The 23,910-nt window shown below is 71.3% G+C and carries 17 protein-coding genes; 9 read left to right on the top strand and 8 right to left on the bottom strand.

The genetic code is table 11. The annotated features are described in order from the left end of the window. Positions 1-78 precede the first annotated feature (78 nt). From IPH07_38620 to IPH07_38630, 3 genes are all read left to right on the top strand, one after another. Positions 79-1,287, top strand: coding sequence for an efflux RND transporter periplasmic adaptor subunit (locus tag IPH07_38620; GenBank protein ID MBK6923367.1), 1,209 nt, complete (start codon positions 79-81; stop codon positions 1,285-1,287). Positions 1,288-1,983: 696 nt separating this feature from the next. Beyond that, a complete protein-coding gene (locus IPH07_38625) occupies positions 1,984-4,395 on the top strand; it encodes an efflux RND transporter permease subunit (protein MBK6923368.1) in 2,412 nt (803 codons plus the stop codon). Further along, positions 4,392-5,765 carry a TolC family protein gene (locus IPH07_38630; GenBank protein ID MBK6923369.1) on the top strand — a complete coding sequence of 458 codons (1,374 nt, stop codon included), beginning with the start codon at positions 4,392-4,394 and terminating at the stop codon, positions 5,763-5,765. Before IPH07_38625 ends, IPH07_38630 begins: the two co-directional genes overlap by 4 nt. A 49-nt stretch (positions 5,766-5,814) precedes the next feature. Here IPH07_38630 and IPH07_38635 read toward each other — a convergent pair whose 3' ends face one another. Both IPH07_38635 and IPH07_38640 read right to left on the bottom strand, forming a co-directional pair. Then, positions 5,815-6,537, bottom strand: a complete 723-nt coding sequence (locus IPH07_38635) for a hypothetical protein (GenBank protein ID MBK6923370.1) — start codon at positions 6,535-6,537, stop codon at positions 5,815-5,817. A gap of 136 nt (positions 6,538-6,673) precedes the next feature. Next, a complete protein-coding gene (locus tag IPH07_38640) occupies positions 6,674-7,186 on the bottom strand; it encodes a hypothetical protein (protein ID MBK6923371.1) in 513 nt (170 codons plus the stop codon). A gap of 608 nt (positions 7,187-7,794) precedes the next feature. Between IPH07_38640 and IPH07_38645 the strand changes: the two genes are divergently transcribed. Next, on the top strand, positions 7,795-8,535 hold the full coding sequence (locus tag IPH07_38645) for a DUF2341 domain-containing protein (GenBank protein MBK6923372.1): 741 nt from the start codon (positions 7,795-7,797) through the stop codon (positions 8,533-8,535). A 348-nt stretch (positions 8,536-8,883) separates the two neighbouring features. On the opposite strand, the gene IPH07_38650 is transcribed toward IPH07_38645, so the two are convergent. From IPH07_38650 to IPH07_38660, 3 genes are all read right to left on the bottom strand, one after another. Further along, positions 8,884-10,734, bottom strand: a complete 1,851-nt coding sequence (locus IPH07_38650; protein MBK6923373.1) for a cation:proton antiporter — start codon at positions 10,732-10,734, stop codon at positions 8,884-8,886. Next, a complete protein-coding gene (locus tag IPH07_38655) occupies positions 10,731-11,366 on the bottom strand; it encodes an NAD(P)H-dependent oxidoreductase (GenBank protein ID MBK6923374.1) in 636 nt (211 codons plus the stop codon). The genes IPH07_38650 and IPH07_38655 overlap by 4 nt, the downstream gene beginning before the upstream one ends. An 89-nt stretch (positions 11,367-11,455) precedes the next feature. After that, entirely contained in the window at positions 11,456-13,396 is a 1,941-nt protein-coding gene (locus IPH07_38660; protein ID MBK6923375.1) for a YdiU family protein, read from the bottom strand. On the opposite strand from IPH07_38660, the gene IPH07_38665 reads away from it, so the two are divergent. Further along, positions 13,397-13,759: a VTT domain-containing protein gene (locus IPH07_38665; GenBank protein MBK6923376.1), complete on the top strand. Its 363-nt coding sequence runs from the start codon at positions 13,397-13,399 to the stop codon at positions 13,757-13,759. Between the two features lie 7 nt (positions 13,760-13,766). On the opposite strand, the gene IPH07_38670 is transcribed toward IPH07_38665, so the two are convergent. Then, positions 13,767-15,125, bottom strand: a complete 1,359-nt coding sequence (locus tag IPH07_38670) for a hypothetical protein (GenBank protein MBK6923377.1) — start codon at positions 15,123-15,125, stop codon at positions 13,767-13,769. A 92-nt stretch (positions 15,126-15,217) separates the two neighbouring features. Between IPH07_38670 and IPH07_38675 the strand changes: the two genes are divergently transcribed. Next, positions 15,218-17,983, top strand: a complete 2,766-nt coding sequence (locus tag IPH07_38675) for a serine/threonine protein kinase (protein ID MBK6923378.1) — start codon at positions 15,218-15,220, stop codon at positions 17,981-17,983. Between the two features lie 55 nt (positions 17,984-18,038). Then, positions 18,039-19,784 carry a hypothetical protein gene (locus tag IPH07_38680; GenBank protein ID MBK6923379.1) on the top strand — a complete coding sequence of 582 codons (1,746 nt, stop codon included), beginning with the start codon at positions 18,039-18,041 and terminating at the stop codon, positions 19,782-19,784. 27 nt (positions 19,785-19,811) lie between these two features. Here IPH07_38680 and IPH07_38685 read toward each other — a convergent pair whose 3' ends face one another. Together IPH07_38685 and IPH07_38690 are read right to left on the bottom strand one after the other, a co-directional pair. Then, positions 19,812-20,630, bottom strand: coding sequence for a hypothetical protein (locus tag IPH07_38685; protein MBK6923380.1), 819 nt, complete (start codon positions 20,628-20,630; stop codon positions 19,812-19,814). Positions 20,631-20,729: 99 nt separating this feature from the next. Further along, positions 20,730-22,433 (bottom strand): 5'-nucleotidase C-terminal domain-containing protein, encoded by a 1,704-nt coding sequence (locus tag IPH07_38690; protein MBK6923381.1) that lies wholly within the window; start codon positions 22,431-22,433, stop codon positions 20,730-20,732. 93 nt (positions 22,434-22,526) lie between these two features. Here IPH07_38690 and IPH07_38695 point away from each other — a divergent pair, with 93 nt between their 5' ends. Together IPH07_38695 and IPH07_38700 are read left to right on the top strand one after the other, a co-directional pair. Next, positions 22,527-22,874 carry a DMT family protein gene (locus IPH07_38695; GenBank protein MBK6923382.1) on the top strand — a complete coding sequence of 116 codons (348 nt, stop codon included), beginning with the start codon at positions 22,527-22,529 and terminating at the stop codon, positions 22,872-22,874. Positions 22,875-22,912: 38 nt separating this feature from the next. Next, a complete protein-coding gene (locus tag IPH07_38700) occupies positions 22,913-23,857 on the top strand; it encodes a hypothetical protein (protein MBK6923383.1) in 945 nt (314 codons plus the stop codon). Positions 23,858-23,910: the final 53 nt, after the last annotated feature.

A 23,910-nucleotide genomic window follows, 5' to 3' on the forward strand; every position in this document is an offset into this window, starting at 1 on the left:
GCGCAGTGCCCGTCTCTCGTGGTGGTGGCGGCGACGCAGCCGGATCGGCGGCCGTGGGCCTTTCGCATGGACGTGGCCTTGCAACCCGAGATCCCCCTCGACGAGTCCTCACCCCCGGATATCTCGCCGGCATCGCTGCGGCGAGGTCGATGGCCGTGGTGGCTCGCGGCGCTGGCGTGCGTTGCCGTCGGCACCGCGTTCGCGCTGCATCGTAGCGCGCCCACCGATGCCGCCGAGTCGGCGCCCGAGCCCGATGTGCCGTCGGCGCACGACGGCCGCATCGTGTACAGCGAGGCCTTCGTCGCGCGCGCGGGTCTCGAGGTCGCCGCGGTCGAGTCCAAGCAGGTGCTGCCGGTCATCGAGGTGATCGGCACGGTCACGCTCGACCCGCGGCACGTGGCAGCAGTGGGCACGCGCATTCCGGGGCGCGTCACCGAGATCGACGTCGTCGCCGGTGATCGCGTCGCCGCGGGCGACCGGCTGGCGCGCTTCGAGAGCGCCGACCTCGGTGGCGCGCAGGCGGACCTGCTCAGCGCCCGCGCGCGGGCGACCGCGGCGCGCCACGACGTCGAGCGCAAGCGTCTGCTGGTCGAGGAGGGCATCGCCTCCCAGCGCAGCGCGCAGCAGGCCGAGGCCGAGTACGCGTCGCTCGAGGCCGAGCTCCACGCCGCCGAGCAGCGCGTGCGCGCGCTGGGCGGGCGCTCGACCAAGCGCAGGCTCGGCGTGTTCGAGCTGCGCGCGCCGATCGACGGTGAGGTCGTGCGCGTGCAGGTGCAGCGCGGCGAGAGCGTCGACCCCAACCACACCGCGTTCGAGATCGCCGATCTCTCCAGTGTGTGGGTGGAGCTGGCGTTGTTCGAGCGCGATCTCTCGCGCGTGTCCATCGGTGATGCCGTCACGCTGCAGCCGCGCGGTGATGGGCGACCGCCGCTGCAGGGCACCATCGCGCACGTCGGTCGCGTGCTCGACGAGCGCACCCGCACCGCGCCGGTCCGCATCGTGGTCGACAACGACGATCGTCGGCTGTTCGTGGGCCAGGCCGTCCACGCGCAGGTCCACGCCACCAGCCTGGCGGTGCAGGGGCCCGCAGTCCCGCGCGACGCGGTGGTGTTGGTCGATGGGCAGCCCACCGTGTTCGTCGAGATCGCTCGTCGCGTGGTCGAGCCGCGCGAGGTCGAGCTCGCTGCGCAGGGCGAGCACGAGGTCGCGATCGCCGAGGGGCTCGCCGAGGGCGAGCGAGTCGTCACCGCCGGTGCGTTCGCCGTGAAGTCGGAGCTGTTCCGGTAGCCATGCTCGCGAAGATGGTGCAGCTGTCGATTCGTCTGCGCTGGGTCAGCCTGGCGGCGCTGGTGGTCACGCTCGTGGCCGGCACGATCGCGGCCGTGCGACTGCCGATCGACGCGATCCCCGACATCTCGCCGGTGCAGGTCGCGGTGCTGACGGCGGCGCCGGGCTACTCGGCGCGTGACGTCGAGCGCATGGTCACGGTGGGTCTCGAGAACGAGCTCAATGGCCTGCCCGGGCTGAAGGAGCTGCGCTCGGTGTCCCGTGCCGACGTCTCGGCGATCACGCTCATCTTCCGTGATGGCACCGATCCTTGGTTTGCTCGGCAGCTGGTGCTCGAACGGCTGTGGACGGCCAGCGCAGCGCTGCCGGAGGGCACCGGGCCACCAGAGCTCGCGCCGCTGTCGAACGGGCTCGGTGAGATCTACCAGTTCGTGGTGCGCTCCGATCGACACACGCCGCGTCAGCTGCGGACCATGCTCGACTGGGAAATCGTCCCGCGGCTGCGCAGCGTGCCCGGGATCATCGAGCTCAACACCATGGGTGGGAAGCTCAAGCAGTACCACGTGGTGGTGGAGCCCGAGGCCCTGCGGGCGCACGGCATCGCGATCGGTGAGCTCGTCGGTGTGCTGCGCGAGGCCGCAGGCACCGCCAGCGGCGGCTATGTGGCGCGCGGGCCCGGAGTCCTACACGCTGCGGATGGCTGGGCAGTTCGCCGGCATCGACGACATCGCGAAGGTGGTCGTGCGATCGCCCGAGGGCGGCCCGCCGATTCTCGTCGAGCACCTCGCGCAGGTGCGGCTGGGCGCAGCCCTACCGCAGGGGGCGGTGAGCCACGATGGCGAGCCGGCGGTGACCGGGATCGTGATGATGCTGGTCGGCGGCAACAGCCGCGACGTGATCTACGCGGTGAAGGACCGCGTCGAGGAGATCCGCGCGAGCTTGCCGGCGGGTGTCGAGCTGGTGCCGATCTATGATCGCGCCGCCTTCGTCGAGCGCACGCTGTCGACGGTCGCGAGCAACCTCGCCGAGGGGGCGGCGGTGGTCACCCTGGTGTTGGTGGTGATGCTGGGCTCGCTGCGCGGCGCGCTGGTGATCGTGCTCGGCATCCCCACCGCGATGAGTGTCGCGTTGATGGGCATGCACCTGTTCGGGGTCGGCGGCGATCTGATGAGCCTCGGCGCGCTCGACTTCGGGTTCCTCGTCGACGGCCCCATCGTCGTGCTCGAGGCGGTGCTGGCGGTGCACACCGGCCGTCGACTCGCGCCATCCCTGCGCCGACGCGCCTACGGCGAGACCATCTCGCAGGTGATGCGCCCGGTGCTGTTCTCGGTGCTCATCATCTTGTTGGTGTACCTGCCGCTGCTCGGGCTCGAGGGCGTCGAGGGCAAGATGTTCCGCCCGATGGCGATCACGATGGCGTGCGCACTGTTCGGTGCGCTGATCTACTCGACGCTGTTCCTGCCCGCGCTGCTGGCGATCTTCGTGCCCCCGCCCGCCCGCGACGGCGCGCGGTGGCTGAACCGGGTCGCGGCCGCGTACCGGCGCATGCTGGTGCCGCTGTCGCGCATCGGCGGGCGCCTGCTCGGCATCTGTGCGCTCGCGCTGGTCGGCGCGATGGCGCTGGTGGCCGGCGGCGGCGCGGACTTCGTGCCGCGCATCGACGAGGGCGACATGGTGGTGACGATTCGTCGCTCGCCCTCGATCGATCTCGACGAGGCCGAGCGGCTCGATCGCCTAGCCCAGGCGGCGCTGCGCGAGTTCCCCGAGGTCGTCACCACGCTGGCGATGACCGGCCGCGCCGAGGTCGCGACCGATCCGGTCGGCATGGACAACACCGACATCCTGGTGCACCTGCGGCCCAAGCCGGAGTGGACGACGGCCCACGATCTCGACGCGCTGGCCGAGGTCTTCAAGAACGCGGTCGAGAGCGCGACCACCGGCACGTTCGCGTCGGTCTCGCAGCCGATCGAAGATCGCACCAACGAGCTCGTGAGCGGCTCGCGGGCCGACGTGCAGATCATGCTGTACGGCGAGGACCTCGACGGGCTCGGTAGCCTCGCGACCCAGCTGGCCGATCTGGTCCGCACCGTCGATGGCACCGGCGACGTGCGGGTCGAGCGGACCTTCGGCATGCCCGAGCTCACCATCCGGCCCGATCGCGCCCGCATGGCTCGCCACGGCGTGCGCATGGCCGACGCACTCACGGCGATCGAGGCCGCGCGCGTCGGCGTGCCGCTCGGCGACGTCTACGAGGGCCAGCGTCGCTTCGGCGTGCGCCTGCTGGTGCCGCCCTCGCGACCCGACCCCGCCGCGATCGAGCGACTGCCGGTCGAGAGCTCCGGTGCTGCGACCGTGCCGCTGGCCGAGGTCGCCGATGTCGTCGCCGGCGAGGGCCCGCCGCAGATCCGCCGCGAGGATCGCCGCCGCACGGTGCGGGTCGACGTCAACCTGCGGGGCCGCGACCTGGTGTCATGGGTCAACGAGGCCCGCGCGCTGGTGAAGGATTCGCTCGAGGTGCCGCCCGGCTTCGAGGTCGAGTGGGGCGGGCAGTTCGAGAACTTCGACCGCGCCGCGCGGCGTCTCGCGATCGTGGTGCCGCTGGCGCTGGGCATCGTGCTGCTGATGCTGGTATGGATGTTCGGCAACCTGCGCGACGCGATCTCGGTGTTCGTGCTGGTGCCGATTGCGATCACCGGCGGTGCGCTGGGCCTGTGGGCGCGCGGCCTGCCGTTCAGCATCCCGGCGGCGGTCGGCTTCGTCGCGCTCGCAGGGGTCGCCGTGCTCGATGGCGTGGTGCTCACGCAGGCGGCCCGCGACGGCGTGCGCAAGGGCCTGCCACTCGAACGCGCGATCATCGGGGGCTCGGTCCACACCATGCGCGCGGTGCTGACGACCGGCGCCGTCGCGGCGCTGGGCTTCGTGCCGATGGCGCTCGCGACCGGTGCCGGTGCCGAGGTCCAGCGTCCGCTCGCGACCGTCGTCGTGTGCGGGGTCGGGCTCTCGACCGTGCTCACGCTGTTCGTGCTGCCGGGGGTGCTGCGCATGTGGATGCGCGTCGAGACGCCGTCGTCCGACGACGACGCGACGGACACCACGGAGGGCGCATGATCACGCCGCTGCTGCTGTTGCTCGCGGCCGCACCCTCGACGCCGGCATCGTTCGTCGGCGTCTCGGGCACGGGCGGCCCGCTCACCGACACCGCCGGACCGGCCTCGCCGGCCGCGATCGACGACGGCTGGGCCGCACGCGAGGTGACCCTCGACGAGCTGCTGCGCCACGCCGAAGGCCGCGCGCCGAAGAATGCTCGTGCCCACGCGCAGGTCTCCCTGGGCGCTGCGGCCCGCGAGGCCGTCGCGCCGCTGCTGCCGTACAACCCCAGCGTCGGTGCGGTGCTCGGCGTGCGCACCAACCCGCTGGGCGCGTCGTTCGAGATGCAGCTGACGATCTCGCAGCAGCTCGAGATCGTCGGCGAGCGCGGTGCCCGTCGTCGCGCCGCGGGTGCGTACGATGTCGGCCTGCATCGACGACTCGACCAGTCGCGCTTCGAGACCCACGTCGCGCTGCGCTGGGCCTACGCCAGCGCGCTGCTGGCGAAGCAACGACTGCACACGGCCACGCGCGTGCGCGACTTCACCGGCTCGCTCGTCCACACCGCCAAGCGACAGGTCGAGGCCGGCGATCTGGCGCCGCTGCGGCTGCGCATGGCCGAGGCGTCGCTGGCACAGGCCACGCAGGCGCGCCGCGAGGCAGCGCGCGTGTATCGGGCCGCGTGTCGACAGCTGGCGACCACCGCGGGCTGGCCCGCCGCCGAGCCTGTCGCACCGGTCGGCGAGCTGGGTGACGTATCGTCGCGACTCGACGCCGACGCGCTGGTGAGCGAAGCGCTCGAGCGCCACCCTGAGCTGGTCGCGCTCGCGCAGGAGCTACGGGCGGCGCGGGCGGGTCTGCGTGCGGCCAAGCGCGACGCGTGGCCCGAGCCGACCATCGGCGCATACGCGGCGCGCGAGCACGAGCCCGGCAGCCCGTTCGCCAGTCGCGTCGGCCTGATCACCGTGTCGGTCCCGCTGCCGCTGTGGCGTCGCAACCAGGGGCCGCGCGCGCAGGCCAAGGCCCAGCTGCGCATCGCCGAGGTCGCCCTCGCCACACGGCGCTACGAGCTCGAGCAGGAGCTGCGCCGCAGCATCGATGCCGTACAGACCGCCGCGGCGCGCGTGCAGGACTACGGTCGCGACGTGCTGCCGCGCTTCGACGAGAACCTCGAGCTGCTGCAGCGCGCCTTCGAGCTCGGCGAGATCGACATCATCGGCGTGGCGGTCGGTCGGCAGAGCTTCTTCGATGCGCAGGCCGCCGCGCTCGAGACCTGGTCGGACTACCTCGCGGCGGTGCGACAGCTCGAGCTCGCCGTCGGCCGCCCGGTGGTCGACACCGTGCGCACCGCCGCGGCCCCCATGGGCTCGGCGGGCCCAGCTGCCCCGTGAAAGCCCGCACGAGGGTGGTGTGCCCATGGCAGCGACGACGGGCGGTGCGCTAGCGCTCGATGCGGTAGGCCTCGCCGTCGTCGATGCCCTCGTGCTTGCCCTGATCGTGGGCCACGATCACGTCGCACTGGCCCTCGGTGACGTTGCCGGAGCCGTCGGTGACGGTGAAGCCGAGGTGATACACGCGCCCGTTGCTGCCGCCTTGCCGCTCCGATCGCAGCGACGCGGCATCGCTGGCCACGAACGCGACGTCGTCGCTGGTGTGGCCGTCGCCGTTGGAATCATCGGGCTCGTCGCTCGAGATCCACACCAGCTCGGGTACCCAGTCGGGGTCGCAGTCGACGACGTCCTCGAAGCAGTCGGCCAGCGTCACGGTGTGCATCTTGTGGTTCGGCGGCCACAGCTGCACCTCGCGGGTCGTGACGATGGGCGCGACCGGATCTTGGATCTCGAGCGTCGTCTCGCACACGGATGTGCCGTCGCCATCGGCCACCACGATGTCGTGGGTGCCGGGCGCGAACGGACCTTCGACGGGCTGCAGGTCGACGCCCTCGCAATCACCCGACTCGGGGCGCACGTAGATCTCCTCGGGCACCGCGTCGGTGTTGCAGTCGATCACGAGGGCCTCGTCGCAGGTCCACAGGTCGTCGTCGACCGAGTCCTCGGGCTCGACGCAGATCGCCTCGATGTCGCGGAACTCCACCTTGGACTCTTCGGCCGCGCACGCGGTGACGATGAGCAGGGAGGTGATGAGTCGTCGTGGGTGTCGCATGGCACCCACTTCGACCGCGCTGGTCGTCCGCATTCCAAACAGCCCGTGCATCGCACCACGGGCGATCGAGAGTGCAGGGCGCCTCACCGAAGTGGCAGCGACAGGTGAGCGCTCTCGCGACGACCGAGGCGATGCGTCACTTCGGTGGGCTCTGCAGCGCGCCGAGCTTCACCACGATCGCCGAGGTCGCGCTCGCTGCGGTCCAGTAGCCGGAGCTGCAGCTGTCGACGCTCGAGGCGTACGACTTGCCCTTGTACACCCAGGTCAGCCGCGCAGTGCCGTCGACGTTGCTCAGCGTGTACGTCAGTGCGCTGCTGGTGTTGGTGCCGGGCACCGCCACCTTCGAGCTGCCGGCGATCTTGTTGCCGGACTTCACGGCGCTGCCACCGATCGGATTGAAGCCACCCGAGCCCGGCAAGCTCGGCGACTCCGCAAGCGCGGTCTCGCCGATCATCAGCACGGCGTTCGCTCCGGCGATGTTCTTGGTCTCGAGGTCGACCAGCAGCGTGTCGAGCCGCGAGCTGCAGGAGTTCAGCTGCGAGAGGCCCGGTGGGATGTTCCCGACATCGACCTGCGGCGCGGCCGTCGTGGTCTGGGCGAATGCGGGTGCAGCGGGAAGGAAGGCGAGCAGGGCGAGCAACTTCTTCATGGTCGGCGTGTCTCTCTGCACCGGATGAGGCGCGGCCTGCCGCGTTTGTGACGCGCTCGCTCGAGAATCCCGCGGGCCGACGACCCCGGCGGCAGGCCCGGACGCCACAGTGCGGCCGCGCAACACCGACGCACCCCCGGCTGCGACGGTCGCTCGCCTCCGGTCGACCGCGAGCCGTCGACGGGGACGGATTGGCCTGGCCGCTCCCACTCACAGGAATGACCACCCATCGAGGCCTCCTGTGTGTGCTGCTCGCGGCGGCTGCGTGCTACGACCCAAAGCCGCCGACGGCCCGAGCCAGTGTCGGCGGCGACGAGTCGAGTGGCGAGAGCGATGGCGGCACTGCATGTGTCGTCGGAGCCGTCGATTGTCCGTGCGACGGCGCGGGCGCTTGTGAGGCGCCGCTGCAGTGCATCGACGCGGTCTGCGTCGACACCAGCGACGGGAGCTCCTCCGGTGACGCAGCGATGGGCAGCGACAGCACCGGTGGCAGCTCGACTGGGCCCGAGCAGGATCCGAGCGACGGCGAGGTTCCATACTCCGCGTGGAGTCATCACCGCGAGCTGACGATCTCGCCGCAGTCCGACCTCGTCGACCACCAGGTGCGCGTGGACTTGCCGCTGACCGCGAGCGTGGCGGCCGATGGTGCCGACATCCGTGTGGTCGATGCCCTCGGCAACGAGCTGCCCCTGTGGGTCGAAGGCCCCGTCGCCGCTCACCTGAGAATCTGGATCAAGGTGGCGGACCTCGTTCAGGGGGTCGACAGCACGTACACGATCTACTACGGCAACCCCGCCGCGACCGGGGCATGGGATCCGGACTCGGTGTTCGAGCTGTTCGACGACTTCGACATGCTCGACCCGGCACGATGGGCATATAGCGGCGATTGGTACCTCGGCGCCGACGGAGCCATCACCACCTCCGGCATCGCGGGATCGCAGTGGACCACCGATGCGCCCGTCGTGGTGGAGGCGGTGGTGCGGTGGGGCGCCGAAGATGGCGGCATCGAGCCCTCCACCGGAGTCGCATTCTTGGGCAACTTCGGCGGCATCGGGGTCGCCGGGATGCCGCTGTCGGCCCTCGCGGTTTCGGAGCACGAGCCGGTGGGGCGCATCGCACCCGGGGCGCCCGTGCACATGACGATCACTCGCCGCCCAGATGCCTTCGAGGTGGCCATCGACGAGATCCCCGTCGCGGTGCATCTCGCGGGACCGATCGACGCACCGTACGGGATTGGCGTCGGCCTGCTGACCGGCCTCACCGAGGCGTACGACACGATGGAAATCGATCGGCTCTTCATCCGCCGATACGCTCCGACTCCCGGCGTTGCCCTTGGTCCGGAACAGTGACCGGCCCCCGCGCTGCCGGCCGCGGCGGCCGGGCTCCCGGCATCGCCACGTCGAGGACGACGCGACGCCTCGGGGCGCGACGACCAGGTCGGCGGCGGGATCGGTCCTCGACCTTCATTCGCGCATCGCTGCTCGATGCCGCTCGACGTGTCGACGTCCTGCGCCGGATGGCCGCAGCCACACCCGATCGCGATCGTTGTCAGAACCTCCACGCGCCGCACCGTCACCGCACCATCCGACGACGAGTGTAGCAGCAGCGCCTGCCCGCGGCTCACCGCAGTCCCATCGCAGCGCGTGGTGTCAGACGCCGAGCGCCACGTTCGCCCGAGCCACGCCCGCATCGGCCCGTCACTCGGCGGCGTCGCGACGCAGCGCCTCGTTGTCCCACGCCGCATCGCGACCGCCGAGGGCGGTCGAGTCTTCGTCGCGCATGAGGCGTTCGGCCTCCTGCATCGCCATGCGTGCGCGTGCAAAGTAGGCATCATCGCGGCTGCCCCACAGCTCGACCGACTCCTCCAGCTCACGCTCTTCGTGGACGCGCCAGCGCGCGGCCAGGCGGTGGGCCGTGTGGGCGCGGTAGCCGAGGGCGCGCAGCGCCGAGATGCCGGCCTCGAAGCCCGCCGCGAACGTCTCACGGTGGATGTCGGTGACCCCCGCGCGGCGCAGCTCGAAGTAGTGCGGGCGGTCGCGGGCGCGCGCGATGATCCGCAGCTTGGGGTACTCGCGTGTCACCGTACGCGCGATCTCGAGGGCCTGCTCGGCGTCGTCGATCGCGAGCACGAACAGATCGGCACGATCGCAGCCTGCCGCACGCAGGAGGTCGGGCCGAGTGGCGTCGCCGTAGTAGACCTTGACCCCCAGGCGCTCGAGCACACTCGCCATGTCCGGATCCAGGTCGAGGACCGTCATCGGGATGCGATTGGCTCGCAGGATACGGCCGACGATCTGACCGAAGCGGCCGTAGCCGGCGAGCACGACCCGCACGTCGCCGTGTGGGAGTTCGTCGGCCTCGCGCGTGCTCGACGGGGAGCCGAGCCGCGGCAGCACCCAGCGCTCGAGTGCGATGAAGCAAGCCGGTGTCAGTGCCATCGAGAGGGCGATCGCGGCAACCAACGGACCGGCGATGTCCTCCGAGAAGATCGCGCTTCGTTGCGCGAACGAGACCAGCACGAACGCGAACTCGCCGACCTGCGGCAGTGCAAACGTCAGGGTCCAGCGGGCCGCCCGGTCGAGCCCGAAGCCACGGGCGAGCACGTGCAGGACGCCGGCTTTGACCGCCATGCTGCCGAACACCAGGCCCAGCACCAACACCGGCGCGCGCACCAGCAGACCGAAGTCGATCTGCGCGCCGATCGAGATGAAGAACAAGCCGAGCAGCAGGCCCTTGAACGGCTCGATGTCGGCCTCGAGCTCGTGGCGGTACTCGCTGTCGGCCAGCACCACGCCGGCGAGGAAGGTGCCGAGCGCGGCCGACATGCCGACCTGCTCCATGGCCAAGGCGATCCCCACCACGAGCAGCAGTGCGAACGCGATGAACGCCTCGCGCAGGCGCACAGCGGCGAGGAACTGGAACACCGGGCGGACGACATAGCGGCCCGCCGCGATGATCCCACCGACGGTCGCGAGCACGAGGAGTGCGGTCTGCCAGCCCGGACGCGCGTCCTCGATCGGCGTGGCGCCGGCCTGCCCGAGCAGCGGGAACACAGCCAAGATGGGAATGACGGCGATGTCCTGGAACAGCAGGATCGAGAAGCTGGCCTGTCCACCGCGCGTTCTCAGCAAACCTCGCTCGCCGAGTGACGCCATCACGATCGCCGTCGACGACATGGCGAGGATGCAGCCCACCGCAATCGCGACGCCGCTGGGTAGGCCGAGCAACATCGCGAGACCCGCGACGGCTCCCGCGGTGGCGACGACCTGCAGTCCGCCGAGCCCGAGGATCGGCCGGCGCAGCTCCCACAGCAGCGAGGGGCGCAACTCGAGCCCGACCAGCAGCATCATCATCACGACGCCGAACTCGGCGAAGTGCATGACGTCGTGGCCCTCGGTGCCGACCAGGCCGAGCACAAAGGGACCGATGCAGGCGCCGCCCACGAGGTAGCCGAGCACCGCTCCCAGGCCGAGCCGCTTGGCCACCGGCACGAACACCACGGCGGTGACCAGGTATACGAATGCTTGTCTCAACAAGTCGTCGTTCACGGTGCATCCTCCTGCTCGAGGTCGTTGATCCGCTGCAACGGCGCAGCGCGCACCACATCGACGCGATCGTCGCGGAGCGCCTCGATCAGCGCGCGATAGGACCGCTGATGGCGCGCGACGTCGTCGGTGCCTGCGAGCCGCAGCACGCCGTGCACGACCCACGGTGGCAGCCATCGCATGCCGCAGAGACTCGCCGTCTGCTCCCACGGTGCCAGCAACTCGCGCACCGTGAACCGGTTGCTGCCGCCGGCGCGATAGGCATCCTCCGGGCCACCGGTGGTCAGCGCGTTGAGCGTGAGCTTGCCGCGCAACTTGTCACCGCCCTCGCCGTAGGCCCAGCCGTACTCGAGCACGATGTCCTGCCACTGCTTGAGGATTGCGGGCGTCGAGTACCAGTAGAAAGGATGATGGAAGACGATGACGTCGTGCTCGAGCAACAAGGCCTGCTCGGCGCTCGGATCGATCGCCATCGTTGGGTAGCGCTCGTACAGATCGTTGATCGTCACCCCCGGTAGGTCTCGGATCGCGTCGACCAGCGGCCGGGTGATCCGGGATCGCTCGAGCACCGGATGTGCGAGCTGGATCAGCACTCGTCGCGCGGGCGAGGGACGTGCTTCGGTGCTCCGGACCACGACGCCGGAGCATAGGGGAAGTGGGCGCGGCGCGTCAGCCGGCGGAGACGACGGGCGCTGCGATGCGCCGCCGCGACCGAGGCCATGCGTCACGAGCTGCAGGACAGCATCGAGCAACCCACGCGGTGACGCGCCCACTCGGGGCGCTTGGTCGCGAGCGCGTCGTGCTCGGGCTGCTCGTCGTAGGGTCGCTGCAGCACCGCCATCAACGTGTGCAAGCTTGCAAAGTCACCCTGCTCGGCGGCGTCGATCGCCTGCTGCGCGAGGTAGTTGCGCAGCACGTACTTGGGGTTGGTCGCGTGCATCCGTGCGCGGCGGAGCTCGTCGGGGGTGCCGTCGGCCTGCACGCGTGCGATCCACCGTCGCAGCCACGCCAGCATGCGCCCGTGCACGCGGCCGTCGACCGCGTCGGCGTACCACGCGGGCCGCACCGCCGCGAGCAGCTCGGCATCGGTGAGCGCGGACGTGGTTGGGATCTCACCGAGTCGCCGGTAGAAGATCGTCATGTCGGTCGGGGTCGCCGACAGCAGCCGCAGCAGCTCGTCGACCAGCGCGACGTCGCCGGTGGGTCCGTCGTCGTCGCGCATCGCCTCGAGTCCGAGCTTGCGACCCATCATCGTGCGTGAGCCGTGCTCGAAGCGCGCGACGTAGGCGTCGAGGCCGGCCTCGAGCCGCTGGCCGTCCGGCACCAGCGGCAGCAGGGCGCGGCCGAGCTGCGCGAGGTTCCACGCCGCCACCTGCCCTTGTTGGCCGAAGCGATAGCGTCGCGTGCCGGCGTCGGTGGTGTTCGGTGTCCAGTCGAGATCGAAGTCGTCGATCCAACCATAGGGGCCGTAGTCGATCGTCAGGCCCAGGACCGACATGTTGTCGGTGTTCATCACGCCGTGCACGAAGCCCACGCGCGCCCAGTCGATGACCATGTCGGCGGTGCGCTCGCAGACCTCGCGAAACCACGCCGCCCAGGTCTCGGGGCCTGGTGCGCCGAGCTCGAGCAGGTGCGGGTAGTCGTGGCGCACGCAGTAACCGAGCAGTGCCTCGAGCGTGGCGTGATCACGGCGCGCCGCGAAGATCTCGAAGTTGCCGAAGCGCAGGAAGCTGGGCGCCACGCGGCAGACGATCGCCCCGGGTTCCTCGCGCGGGTGGCCGTCGTACAGCATGTCCCGCACCACGCGATCGCCGGTCGTCACCAGCGTCAGTGCGCGGGTGGTGGCGATCCCCAGCGCGTGCATGGCCTCGCTGCAGGCGAACTCGCGCAGCGACGATCGCAGCACCGCTCGGCCGTCGCCGGCCCGCGAGTAGGGCGTGGGCCCGGCGCCCTTGAGCTGCAGCTCGAAGCGCGCGCCGTCGGGCGCGACCCACTCGCCGAGCATGATCGCCCGGCCGTCCCCCAGCTGGCCGGCCCAGTTGCCGAACTGATGACCGCCGTAGCAGGCGGCCCAGGTGCGCATGCCGGGCAGGGTCGCGTTGCCGGCCATGGCCTCGACGAAGCGTGGGTCCTCGAACAGCGCCGGCGCGAGGCCCATGCGGGCCGCGAGCTCGCGGGAGTAGGCGACCAGCTTCGGCGCGGCAACGCGGGTCGGCGTGACCGCAGACCAGCACGCACCGGTCACCTGCCGTCGTCGCGGGTCGCCTGAGGCGTCGCCCGGGAGCTCGCGGAGGAAGCGGTCGTCGAGGCGGAGTTCGTCGGCAGCGGCGATCACGGTCCCCGCGGAGCTTGGCACCAATTGCCAGCGGTGGCGAAGTCGGGTCTTGGCCTGGTCACGGTACCAGCACCCGCGGGCGCGCGGCGCCACCGGGGCTTGCCTGCTACGCTCATCGACGTGGAGTCCCCGACGCCGTCGCGACGCTGGCCGCGCTTCGTGGTCGGCGTGTTGCTGCTGGCGGTGGTGGTGTTGGTGCTCACCAGCGATCTCAGCTCGGACCTGAGCGGCCCCGTGCTGCGCGATCGATTGCTGTCGTGGGGGCCGTGGGGGCCGATCGCATTCGTCGTCGCCTTTGCGCTGCTGCAGCCGTTCGGGCTCTCGGCCCATGTGTTCATCATCGCCGCGAGCCTGGTGTGGTCGCCGCTGCCGGGCGCGGCGCTGTCGTGGCTCGGCGCGACCGCGGCGGGCTGTGTGGCGTTCGGGTTTGCGCGGTGGATGGGCCGCGGCTGGGTGCAGTCGCGGCTGCCATCACGGCTGGTCCGCTGGGATCAGCGCCTGGCCGACCACGGCTTCCGCACCGTGCTGGTGCTGCGGCTGCTGTTCTTCACGCTCGGGCCGATGCAGCTCATGCTCGGGGTCTCGAAGGTCCGCTTCGGCGCGTTCGTGCTGGGCACGATGCTCGGGGTGCTGCCCGTCATCGTGCTCGAGAGCTACGTCGGCGCCGGGCTCGTGACCTGGCTGTTCTCGTAGCGGCGCATCACGGGTTGGCCTGGTTGCGCGCGAACACGAAGCGCAGCGGCAGCGTCGTCACACCCGGCGGCGCGCAGGCCAGCGGCACCCGTCGCAGCTCTCGCCCCAGGCACGCCGCGAGCTGGATGGTCTCCGGCTTGTCGAAGGGGCCGTCGATCTCGACGTCCCGCACGCGACCGTCCTCGTGCAGATGCAGCAGCACGTCGGCGGCGAGCTCGTCGTGGGGTCGGTGCTCGAACAGGCAGCGATCGACGACGCCGTGGGCCTCGATCTGATCCAACCACGGCGCCAGCCCCTCGCGATCGGAGCCCGGGCCGATCTCGAGGTGGCCGGCATCGATCGACATGCCCGGTCGCAGGCTCGCGCTCGCGAAGTCGTGCGCGGTGAATCGCAGGCGACGGCCAGCGCGCCCGGGCGCGAAGCGAGCCTCCTGCACGACGGTGCACAGGCACTCGGCCTCGTGTGTGCGGGCGAGCGGCGAGCGGGACTCGCTCTCGCACCGCGCCACGTCGCCGCCGGTCGACACCGCCACCCGCAGCTCCCAGAAGATGGACGCAAACGGATCCGGGTGGTCACAGCCGGCCGCGGGTCGTTCGAGCGCGGCGATGCGTTCGTCCGGTGGCTCGCCGCGCCAAGGCCCGAGCGGTATCGGCGTCGTGAAGAAGATCGGGCCCGGCGCGCTGGTGCCCATGCCGATGAGTGAGAGCCGCATCGGGTCCTCGACGGGGGCGAGCGCGAGCGCTGCGGCGTGCCATGCCTGCGGATCACCCGGCCGCGTGACGACAGGGCTCTGGAGGAACGCGATGTCGCCGGCCCGCTCGATGTTCACGCGGAGCCGGCAACCGTCGATGCACTCCAGCTCGACGCGGGCCAGCGGCGTGTGTCGGAACCACCGCGCGATCATGTCCTGCTCGCGCAGTCCGACCGCACACTGTCGCTGGCCCTCGGGCAGCAACACGCCCGTCGCGGCGGCGCGCTCGAGTGCCTCGAGCTCGTCGAGCGATGCGACCTCGAGGCCGCGCGCACGCAGACTCGAGGCGATCACGCGCCGCAGCGCGAGTCGCTCGTCGCGGAACAACGCGGTGCCGCCGTCGTCGTGCGGCAGCAAGATCACGATCGCGCCCGCGGGCAGCCCACTGTCGACCGCCGCGAGCGATGCCGTCACGGGTGAACGCTTCGCGGCGGCGTGCCCCGCGGGCGTGGCGGTGTCCGACGCCATCGCCTCCGACGATGCGGTGGTGGTCTCCGCAGCCTGCGCGCGCACGGGGTGGGCGGCCGTCGACGCCGTGGTCGGCCGGCATCCCAGCGCGCTCGCGAGCAGCGCGAGCCGCAGGGTGGCGGTCGTGGCCGTCGATCGAACCGTCATGGCGGCCATTGTGACAGCAAACGCCGGGGCGGGGTTCCGCTCGAAGCGTCGGTGCCCCGCGTGGGGTGCGAGCGATGGCATGCTGGCGTGGCGTGAGCACCGGCGGGCCCGAGACGATCGACGACGAGCTGCCCGAGCGCACTTCGAGCGCCGACATGCCCCGTCGGATCGGCCGCTACCTCGTGATCGAGGTGCTCGGGCAAGGCGCGATGGGGATCGTGTACGCGGCGTTCGATCCCGATCTCTCGCGCAAGCTCGCGATCAAGCTGCTGCACCACCGCGAGGACTCGCCCACGGCGCACTCGCGGCTCGTTCGCGAGGCCCAGGCGCTGGCGCGGCTGTCCCATGCCAACGTCGTGCAGATCTACGACGTCGGGACCCACGAGGGCGCGGTCTTCGTGGCCATGGAGCTGGTGCAGGGCCGCACGCTGCGTCGGTGGCGGCTCGATCATCCCGACGCGCCGTGGGACGAGATCCTGGGCCTGTTGCGCGCGGTCGGTCGTGGCCTTGCCGCAGCGCACGATCGCGGCATCGTGCATCGCGACGTCAAGCCCGACAACGTGCTGGTCGGCGACGACGGCAGCGTGCGCGTCGTCGACTTCGGACTCGCGCGCGCGGCCGATGGCCTCGAGGAGCCCATCGTGTCGTCGCCGTCGCAGGAGCGCTCGGGGGCGGTGCTGGCCGAACTCGCCGACGAGACCGCGTCGGACTCGCTGGGCGAACGCATGACGCGAACCGGCGCGCGCCTGGGCACGCCAGCGTACATGGCCCCGGAGCAGTGGACCGGCGGCGCTGTCGATGCGCGCACCGATCAGTTCGCGTTCTGCGTGCTGGCGTGGGAGGCGTTGTATGGTGAGCGGCCGTTCGGGGCCGACAACCTCGCGATGCTCGGCTACGCGATCACGCACGGTGAGGTGCGCATGCCGGCGACCACCGGTCGCGTGCCGGCGTGGGTGCAGAAGCTGTTGCTCCGCGGGCTGCAGCGCGAGCCGCCGGCGCGGCACCCCGATCTGCATGCGCTGGTCCGCGGGCTCGAGCGCGATCCGGCGCGCTCGCGTCGACACGTGGTGGTGGGTGTGGTCGCCGCGGGGGCGATCCTCGGCAGCGCCTGGCTCGGTGCCTCGCTCGAGCGGCGCGGCAGCGTCGATCCGTGCGCGACGGCCACCGATGCGCTCGCGGGGGTTTGGGACGACGCACGTCGCAGCGCCGCGGCGACCGCGTTCACCGCGAGCGGGCGCAGCTACGCCGCCGACGCGTGGTCGCGCGTCGATGCGGGCATGAACGCGTGGGCCGAGCGCTACCTCGACGCGCGACACGGGGCCTGTGAGGCGACCCAAGTGCGCCACGAGCAGTCGTCCGATGCGCTCGATCTGCGCATGGCCTGCCTCGATCGTCAGCGCGATGCCTTCGATCAGCTGCTCGCGGTGTTCGAGCACGCCGACGCCGACGTGGTCGATGGCGCGGCACGGGCGATCGCAGCGCTGCCGGTCGCCGATGAGTGCGCCGACGCGCAGCGACTGCGCACCGATGCCGCCGAGCCCGACGATCCCGAGCTCCGTGCCCGCGTCGACGCGCTGCGCACACGCATGGCCCGCGCCCGTGCGCTGCACACCGCGGGTCGCTACGATGCCGCTGCCGCCGCACTCGGCGAGCTCGCCGACGCCGCGCTCGCCACCGACTGGGCGCCGCTGCGTGCCGAGCTGCGCGATCTCCAAGGCAGCATCACGCTGGCGCTCGGCGATGCGGCGCTCGCCGAGGCGCTCTTGCGCGACGGCCTGTGGACCGCACTCGCAGCCGGTCGCGATCACGCGGCGTGGTCGTGCGCGGTCACGCTCGCCAGCGCGCTGGCCGAGCTGCCGCAGCGGGCGGCCGAGGCCCGCAGCACCTGCGAGCTCGCGGATGCCGAGCGGCAGCGGCTGCAGCTGGGCCCCCGCGCGGCTTCGCAGGTCGAGACCACACGCTTCCGTGTCGAGGTCGCCGCGGGCGACTACGCGGCCGCGCGCGCACACATCGAGCGGGCCATTGCGCTGCGCGAGCAGGCCGGCGCCGTCGACGACGTCGACTACGCCGGTGCGCTCGCGAACCTCGGCACGGTGACCGGCATGATGGGCGATCCGCAGCGCGCCGCCGAGCTGGTCGGGCGTGCGGTCGAGCTGCGCGAGCGCGTGCAGGCACCGGGACACCCCGCGGTTGCCCGCGAGCTGCACAACCTCGGCTCGATGTTCGCGCAGTCGGGTCGCTACGACGAGGCTCGGCCGTTGCTCGAGCGCGCGCTCGTCATCAAGCGCGAGGCGCTCGGCGAGCGACACCCCGATCTCGCCTACACCCACGTCGCGCTCGGCAACGTCGCGGTCGCACAGGATCGCTTCGAGGACGCGGAGCAGCACCTGCGCGCCGCGATCGCGATCGACGAGCTCGCGCTCGGCGTCGATCACCCGAACTTGGCCTACGCGTTGCTGGGCCTCGGCGATCGCTTCATCCGCGACGGCCACCCCGAGCTGGCACTGCCGCCGCTGCGACGCGCGCTCGCGATCCGCGAGGCCGCACAGGGCCCCGACCATCCCGAGATCGCCTACGTGGTGCTCGCGCTGGGGGTCGCGCTGCTCGAGTCCGGCGATGCCGCAGCCGCGATCCCACCGCTCGAGCGCGGCCGCGTCATGCTCGAGCAGCTGGGCGCGCCCAACGAGCGCGCCGACATCGAGTGGCCGCTCGCCCGCGCGCGATGGCAGGCCAACGACGATCGTCCGGCCGCGGTCGCGCTGGCCCGGGCCGCGCGGGAGCACTACCGCGAAGCCGAGCAGGCCGACAACGTCGCGGCGATCGACGCGTGGCTGAGCGACGCCGCGCACGCGCACTAAAGCCGTCACATTCCTGGCCGGTGCGGCTCGAAGGCAGCAGGAGACTGTGTTGCCCATGTCACACCGCGCCCGCGCCATCGTCGTGCTCGCCACCCTCGGGACCCTGCTGGGTGGTCGCGCCGAGGCCACCCCCAGCGCACGGCTGCACGTGCAAGTGCCCGTGGACGTCGGCAACCCCGGCGCCACGCGCCTCGATTCCATCGAGGGCTACGGCGACACGGCGACCTTCAATCGTGACTTCACCGTCCCCTACGATCAGCTCACCACGCTGATCGAAGCCGAGATCGCCAAGGTCGCCAAGCCCCTCGACGGCAAGATCGTGCTGACCGACCCGGTCGCCGATGTCACCTACAAGATCAAGTTCAAGCCCAAGTTCAAGTTCACCAAGAAGAACCAGCCCAAGTTCACGCAGGTCGGTCCTTCGAGCGATGCGACCTTCGACGTCTCGCTCGACACCGCGGCGCGGCTGGACGTGCACATCGACGTGCACGCCGAGACCTGGAGTGACTCCGCCGACGTGCCGGTCGACGTGTTCGTGACGGTCGCGGCCAAGGCCAAGGTGCGCGTGAAGCTGTGGCCCAAGATCGAGGCGGAGGATGTCGACGTCGAGTTCTCGCTGTCGGACTCGAACATCGATCTCGAGCTCAATGGCACCGCGGTGAAGCTCGGCGCCAAGTGGGGCACGGTGCTCGGGGTCTCGCCGGTCGGCATCTTCGCCGGCGGTATCCTGCTGGGCCCACTGGCGGCGATCCTCGCCAACGAGGCCGCCGACATCGTCGAGGACAAGCTCAAGTCCGAGGCCAAGAAGCGGCTCGCCGCGGCGCTCGACAAGTTCAGCGGTGAGGTCGAGAGCCGCGTGCGCGACGAGATCGACCCCAAGATCGCGCAGGCCAACGCGGTGAAGGACAAGGCCTTGAACACGCCGGTCGAGGGCACCGGCAAGACCCTGTCGCAGCTCGTCGCCGACCTCGGCGCGAGCTTCGAGGTCCACGTCGCGACGCCGGGCGATGCACTCGCCGCATCGGCCGTGTTGCGCATGTCGGGCGCGGCGGCGGGCGGCACGTTGCGCGGCAAGGTCCGCGTGCCGACGCAGGCGTGCCAGTACGTCACCGGCAACGGCTGGCTGAAGGGCGCCAAGATCCCCGTGGGCATGACGCCGGCGAACGAGGACCTCGCCAAGAAGCTCGGTCAGTCGTGCAGCGCGGTGTTCGACGCGACGAGCATTGCTCGTCAGCTCTACCTGGGCGGCAATCCCCGCCGCGTGCTGGGCACGGAGGCCGAGAACCGCGCGTCGTGGAAGACCGGCGGCACCCTCGACTTCACCGGAAAGCTGTCGAAGACCGACGACTACTACGAGTGCGCCTTCGAGGTCACCGGCCTACCCAAGGCCTCGATCCTCGACATCGAGAGCGCTGCCGCCCTCGATGCGCGACTGAACGAGGAGACCTATGACGAGCGGCTGCTCGTGCTCTCGGCGGGCGGTGCGACCGCGGTGTTCGATCGGTTCATCGATCCGGTGCCCGGCGCGAGCACCAACGGCGTCGTGCTCGGCGGACCGGGTCAGTGCCACGGTCACGGCGGCGGCGGCAAGGCGCTCACGCCGAGTCAGGCCAAGGAGCTGCTCGACAAGTTCGATCCCGAGAAGTGCCCCAGCTGCGGCATTCGACAGCAACGCGGCACCAACATCTACGAGGTCGTCGACATGGCGAAGTTCGAGGCCGCCGCAGGGGTCCCCTCGCTCAAGACCGCGGTCGGTCGATTGCCGAGCGTGAACGCGGGCGCCGCCCGGGGCGTGCGGTAGTCGACGCCCGGGCGGCTCGCGCACGCGTCAGGCGGCGGTGCGACGACGGCGGGCGATCGCAGCGATCGCGAACAGGCCGAGCAGGCCGGTCGGCGCCGCCGCACGGTCGAACGAGCACGACAGCTGCGGTGAGTCGTCGTTGGAGTTTCCGCCGCTGTCGTCCGACGAAGGCGCCGCATCGTCGTCGCACTCGAGCGTGCCCGGGTCGCTGTCGTCGGGCGAGCACGTGCCGGCGCGGCCGTCGGCTCGGGTGCAGGCGTCGCCTTCCTCGTGATCCACGCATGCCGCCTGGTCGCCCTGCGCGTTGCCGCCGCTGCCGGACGGTGCGTTCTGACCGTCCTCGCACTCGAGCACCGACGGGTCGCTGCTGTCCGGCACGCAGGTGCCGCTCGAGCCGTCCTCGCGCACGCACGCGTCGCCCTCGCCCAGCTCGGCACAGGCGCCGGCGCTGCCACCACCGTCGCCGCCGCTGCTGCTCGAGCTGCTCGAGCTGCCGCCGACGCCGTCCTCACAGTCGAGCGCGGTGGGGTCGCTGACATCGGGCACGCAGCTCCCCGCCGAGCCGTCCTCACGGGTGCAGGCATCGCCGAGCATCAGGCCGTCACACGCCGGGTCGCCGCCGCCACCGGTGCCGCCGGTGCCACCGGCCGGCTCATCGTCGCACGTGAGCACGGAGGGATCGCTCGCGTCGGGGACGCAGGTCGCGACGTCGCCGTTCTGGCGGACGCAGGCATCACCCTCTTGGGCGTCGGCACAGGCGGCGCGATCGAAGTCGTTTGCGTGGGCCTCGCGAGCGAAGCTGAGTACGGTGGAGCCAAGGGCGATGAGCATCAACGTGCGTTGCATGACAGCCCCGTAGTCACCGCTGCCGAGCAAGCATTACAAATCCGCGCTCGACGCCGAATCGCGTCGTCGTCGCGCAGAGAATGCGTCGCCGCGCGCGTTTCACGGGCACGTGATCGGTCGCGGCCGCTGCAGCCGCACGCGCGGCGTGGCGTCGCGGTGGTACGCGTCGGGGGCGAGCTCGCGGTTTCCCATCGCGCCCAGCACGGTGACCATCTCGTCGCGGATCGGTGGCCCGTCCTCGAGCGAGACCGCATCGGTGTGGCGCTTGGCGGCGCCGAAGAAGCCGTCCCCACCGGTCGCGAGGAAGTCGGTCGTCAGCACGCGCAGCTTCGCGTCATCGCGGACACGGCGGCCGTCGCTGCGCGTCAGCGTCACCCGCAGGCGCGGGCCGTCGCAGCGGACATCCGCGCGCAGTCCCCCGAGCGAGAAGAACGATCCGTCGTGGCGCGCGACGATGCCCAGCGCCTCGGCGAGCTCGGCACCGGTCATCGCGACGGTCGCGAAGCGGTTGTCGAACGGGAACGACTCGTAGAGCGCGCCGTAGTGCAGCGGCCCGGCGGGCAGCGGCGCCCGCAGGCCGCCGCCGTTGACGATCGCGACGTCGTGGCCGGGTCGCGCGGCGAGCATGAGGTCGGTGAAGAGGTTGCCCAGCGCGCACTCGGCACTGCGCTGCGCGACGAAGCCGTCGGTGAGTCGCGGCCCCAGCTCGCGCGCACGCAGGGCCTCGGCCGCCGTCATCGCGGGGGCGATCGCCTGCGCGACGCGGGGATCGGGCGCGACCTCGCGGCCTTCGTAGGGCGCGGGCTCGCAGGCCGCCGGGCCCTCGCCGCCGCGACAGATGCGTTGCGGCGGATGGATGGTGACCGATTCGACGCGACCCGCATCGACCACGAGATCGACGCGACCGAAGGCACTGCCGTTGGCGTACGACTCGATGATCGCGATGCCGTTCACGCGATGGGCCATGGCCTGATGGGTGTGGCCCGCGACGATCACGTCGACCAGGCCCGGCGCCAGCGCGTCGGCCACGTGCATGATCTCCTCGTCGCGCTCGCAGCTCGCGAGCGCCGCGGCGTCCTCGAACGCGGTGCACTTGCCACCGGCGTGGGCGGCCACCACGACCACCGCGGCACCGCGGCCGCGAAGGGCGGTTGCCTCGCGGGCGATCGCGTCGGCCAGCGGCGTGAAGCGCAGGTCGGCGACGTTGGCCGCCAAGGTCGTGTGCGGCGTGGACTCGGTGGTCGCACCGATCACGCCGATGCGCACGCCCGCGCGCTCGAGCAGGGTCGACGGCAGGCCGAGCGGCGCAGGCCCGCCGTCGACGGTGGTGATGTTGGCCGAGAGGAACGCGAACCCTGCCTCTTCGATGCGCGCGCGCAGGGCCCCGCGTGGGTCGTCCTGTGCGGTCTTGGCGGTGGCGGCCGGGCCCACCGGGCCGTAGTCGAACTCATGGTTGCCGATCGCGACCGCGTCGTAGCCGAGCGCGCGGTAGGCCGCGACCACCGGCGCACCCTCCTCGAGGTTCGAGGCGATCGTGCCCTGGAACATGTCGCCGCCGTCGAGCACCACCACCGCGCCATCGTCGGCCCGTGCATGTCGGAGGTTCGCGAGGTAGCCGCCCAGCCATGGCAGCGCTTCGATGTGGCCGTGCAGATCGTTGGTGCCGACGATCGACAGCGTGATCGGAGTCGGCGCGGGTGCGGGCGCAACCGGCGTCGGGTGCTCGGGCTCGGCCGGGGCCGACGGGCGCTCGCAGGCGCAGAGCCACAGGACCACGCCGGCCGCGAGCTGCACTCGGTTCATGGCCCGCGGACGATAGCGCGATTCACCACGGACCGGCGCCGCCGTCGACCCCATTGACCGTCGCGTCCCACGGGCGTTCCCTGACGGGCACGCATGCGCGCCGTCCTCCCCCTCGTGCTCCTGTTGGTGTCCAACGTGTTCATGACCTTCGCGTGGTACGGCCACCTGAAGTTCAAGGACAAGCCGCTCGCCCTGGTGATCCTCGCCAGCTGGGGCATCGCCGCGTTCGAGTACTGTTTCCAGGTGCCGGCGAACCGCCTCGGCCACGAGCACTTCTCGGCGGTGCAGCTCAAGACCATGCAGGAGGTCATCACGCTGCTGGTGTTCGGTGTGTTCTCGGTGACGTACCTCGCCGAGCCGCTGCGGTGGAACCATCTGGTCGGCTTCGTGCTGCTGGTGGCAGCGGTCGGCTTCGTGTTCGGTTTCGGGCGCACGCCATGATCGTGGCGGCGAGCGGATTTCGCGTACCATCGAGTCCGATGCGCCCGTCCTCGATCGCCCTGTCGCTGTGCCTCGCGCTCGCCTGCACCGCGAAGTCCGAGCCGACTCCCGAACCGAGCAAGCCCGCCGACGAGGTCATCGAGGTCGCGACACGGCAGGCCCCGAAGGTCGCGGTGATCGACGCCGGCACCGAGCCGCGGCGCACGCTCGTGCTGCATCCGAGCCCCGGCTCCACCGAGCGGCTCGAGCTGCGCACGGACATGCGAATCTCGATGGATCAGGGCGCCGGTGCCTCGCCGATGATGACCATGCCGACCGCCGTCACGCGCATGGCGTCGACGATCGAGCAGGTCGATGGCGGGTTCTTCTCGGTCGCGCAAGGCGTGGAGAGCGTCGAGGTGGTCGCGGCGCCCGGCATCGACGCCAAGCTCGTCACGCAGATGCGCGCGTCGATGGAGCCGCTGGTCCGCTACAAGGCGGTGTTGCGCATGGACGAGCGCGGCGTGGTGCGTGGCGGCACCGTGACGATCCCCGGTGACGCGCAGCCGCTGGTCAAGACCACGATGCTGCAGCTGTCGGAGAACCTCGGTCAGCTCTCGGTGCCGCTGCCCGCGGAGCCCGTCGGCATCGGCGCGAGGTGGACCTCCGAGAGCCACGTCGACCAGGGCGGCATGAAGCTGCGGCAGGACGCGGCGTATACCCTGGCCGCGTTCGAGGGCGAGCACGTGGTGATCGAGGCCACCTTGGTGCAGAGCCTCGAAGACCCCACCATCACGCCGCCGGGGATGTTCGGCGCGACCGCCCACGTGGGGGAGTTCGCCTCGTCGGGCAAGGGGCGCCTGGAGCTCGACCTCGATCACCTCACCCCGTCCGCGGTCACGCTCGACCTCGACCTGCACATGAAGATGGAGATGAAGGTCCTGGGCCAGGAGCAGCGCATCGGCATGGACATGGGCATCACGCTCGCGATGACGCGGCCGTGAACGGGCCTAGGGGGTGCGGTGGTGGTGGGGGTGCGGTGGTTTGCCGCCTTGCC

Source organism: Deltaproteobacteria bacterium (genome assembly GCA_016709225.1).
Classification (GTDB): domain Bacteria; phylum Myxococcota_A; class Polyangia; order Nannocystales; family Nannocystaceae; genus Xiheibacterium; species Xiheibacterium phototrophicum.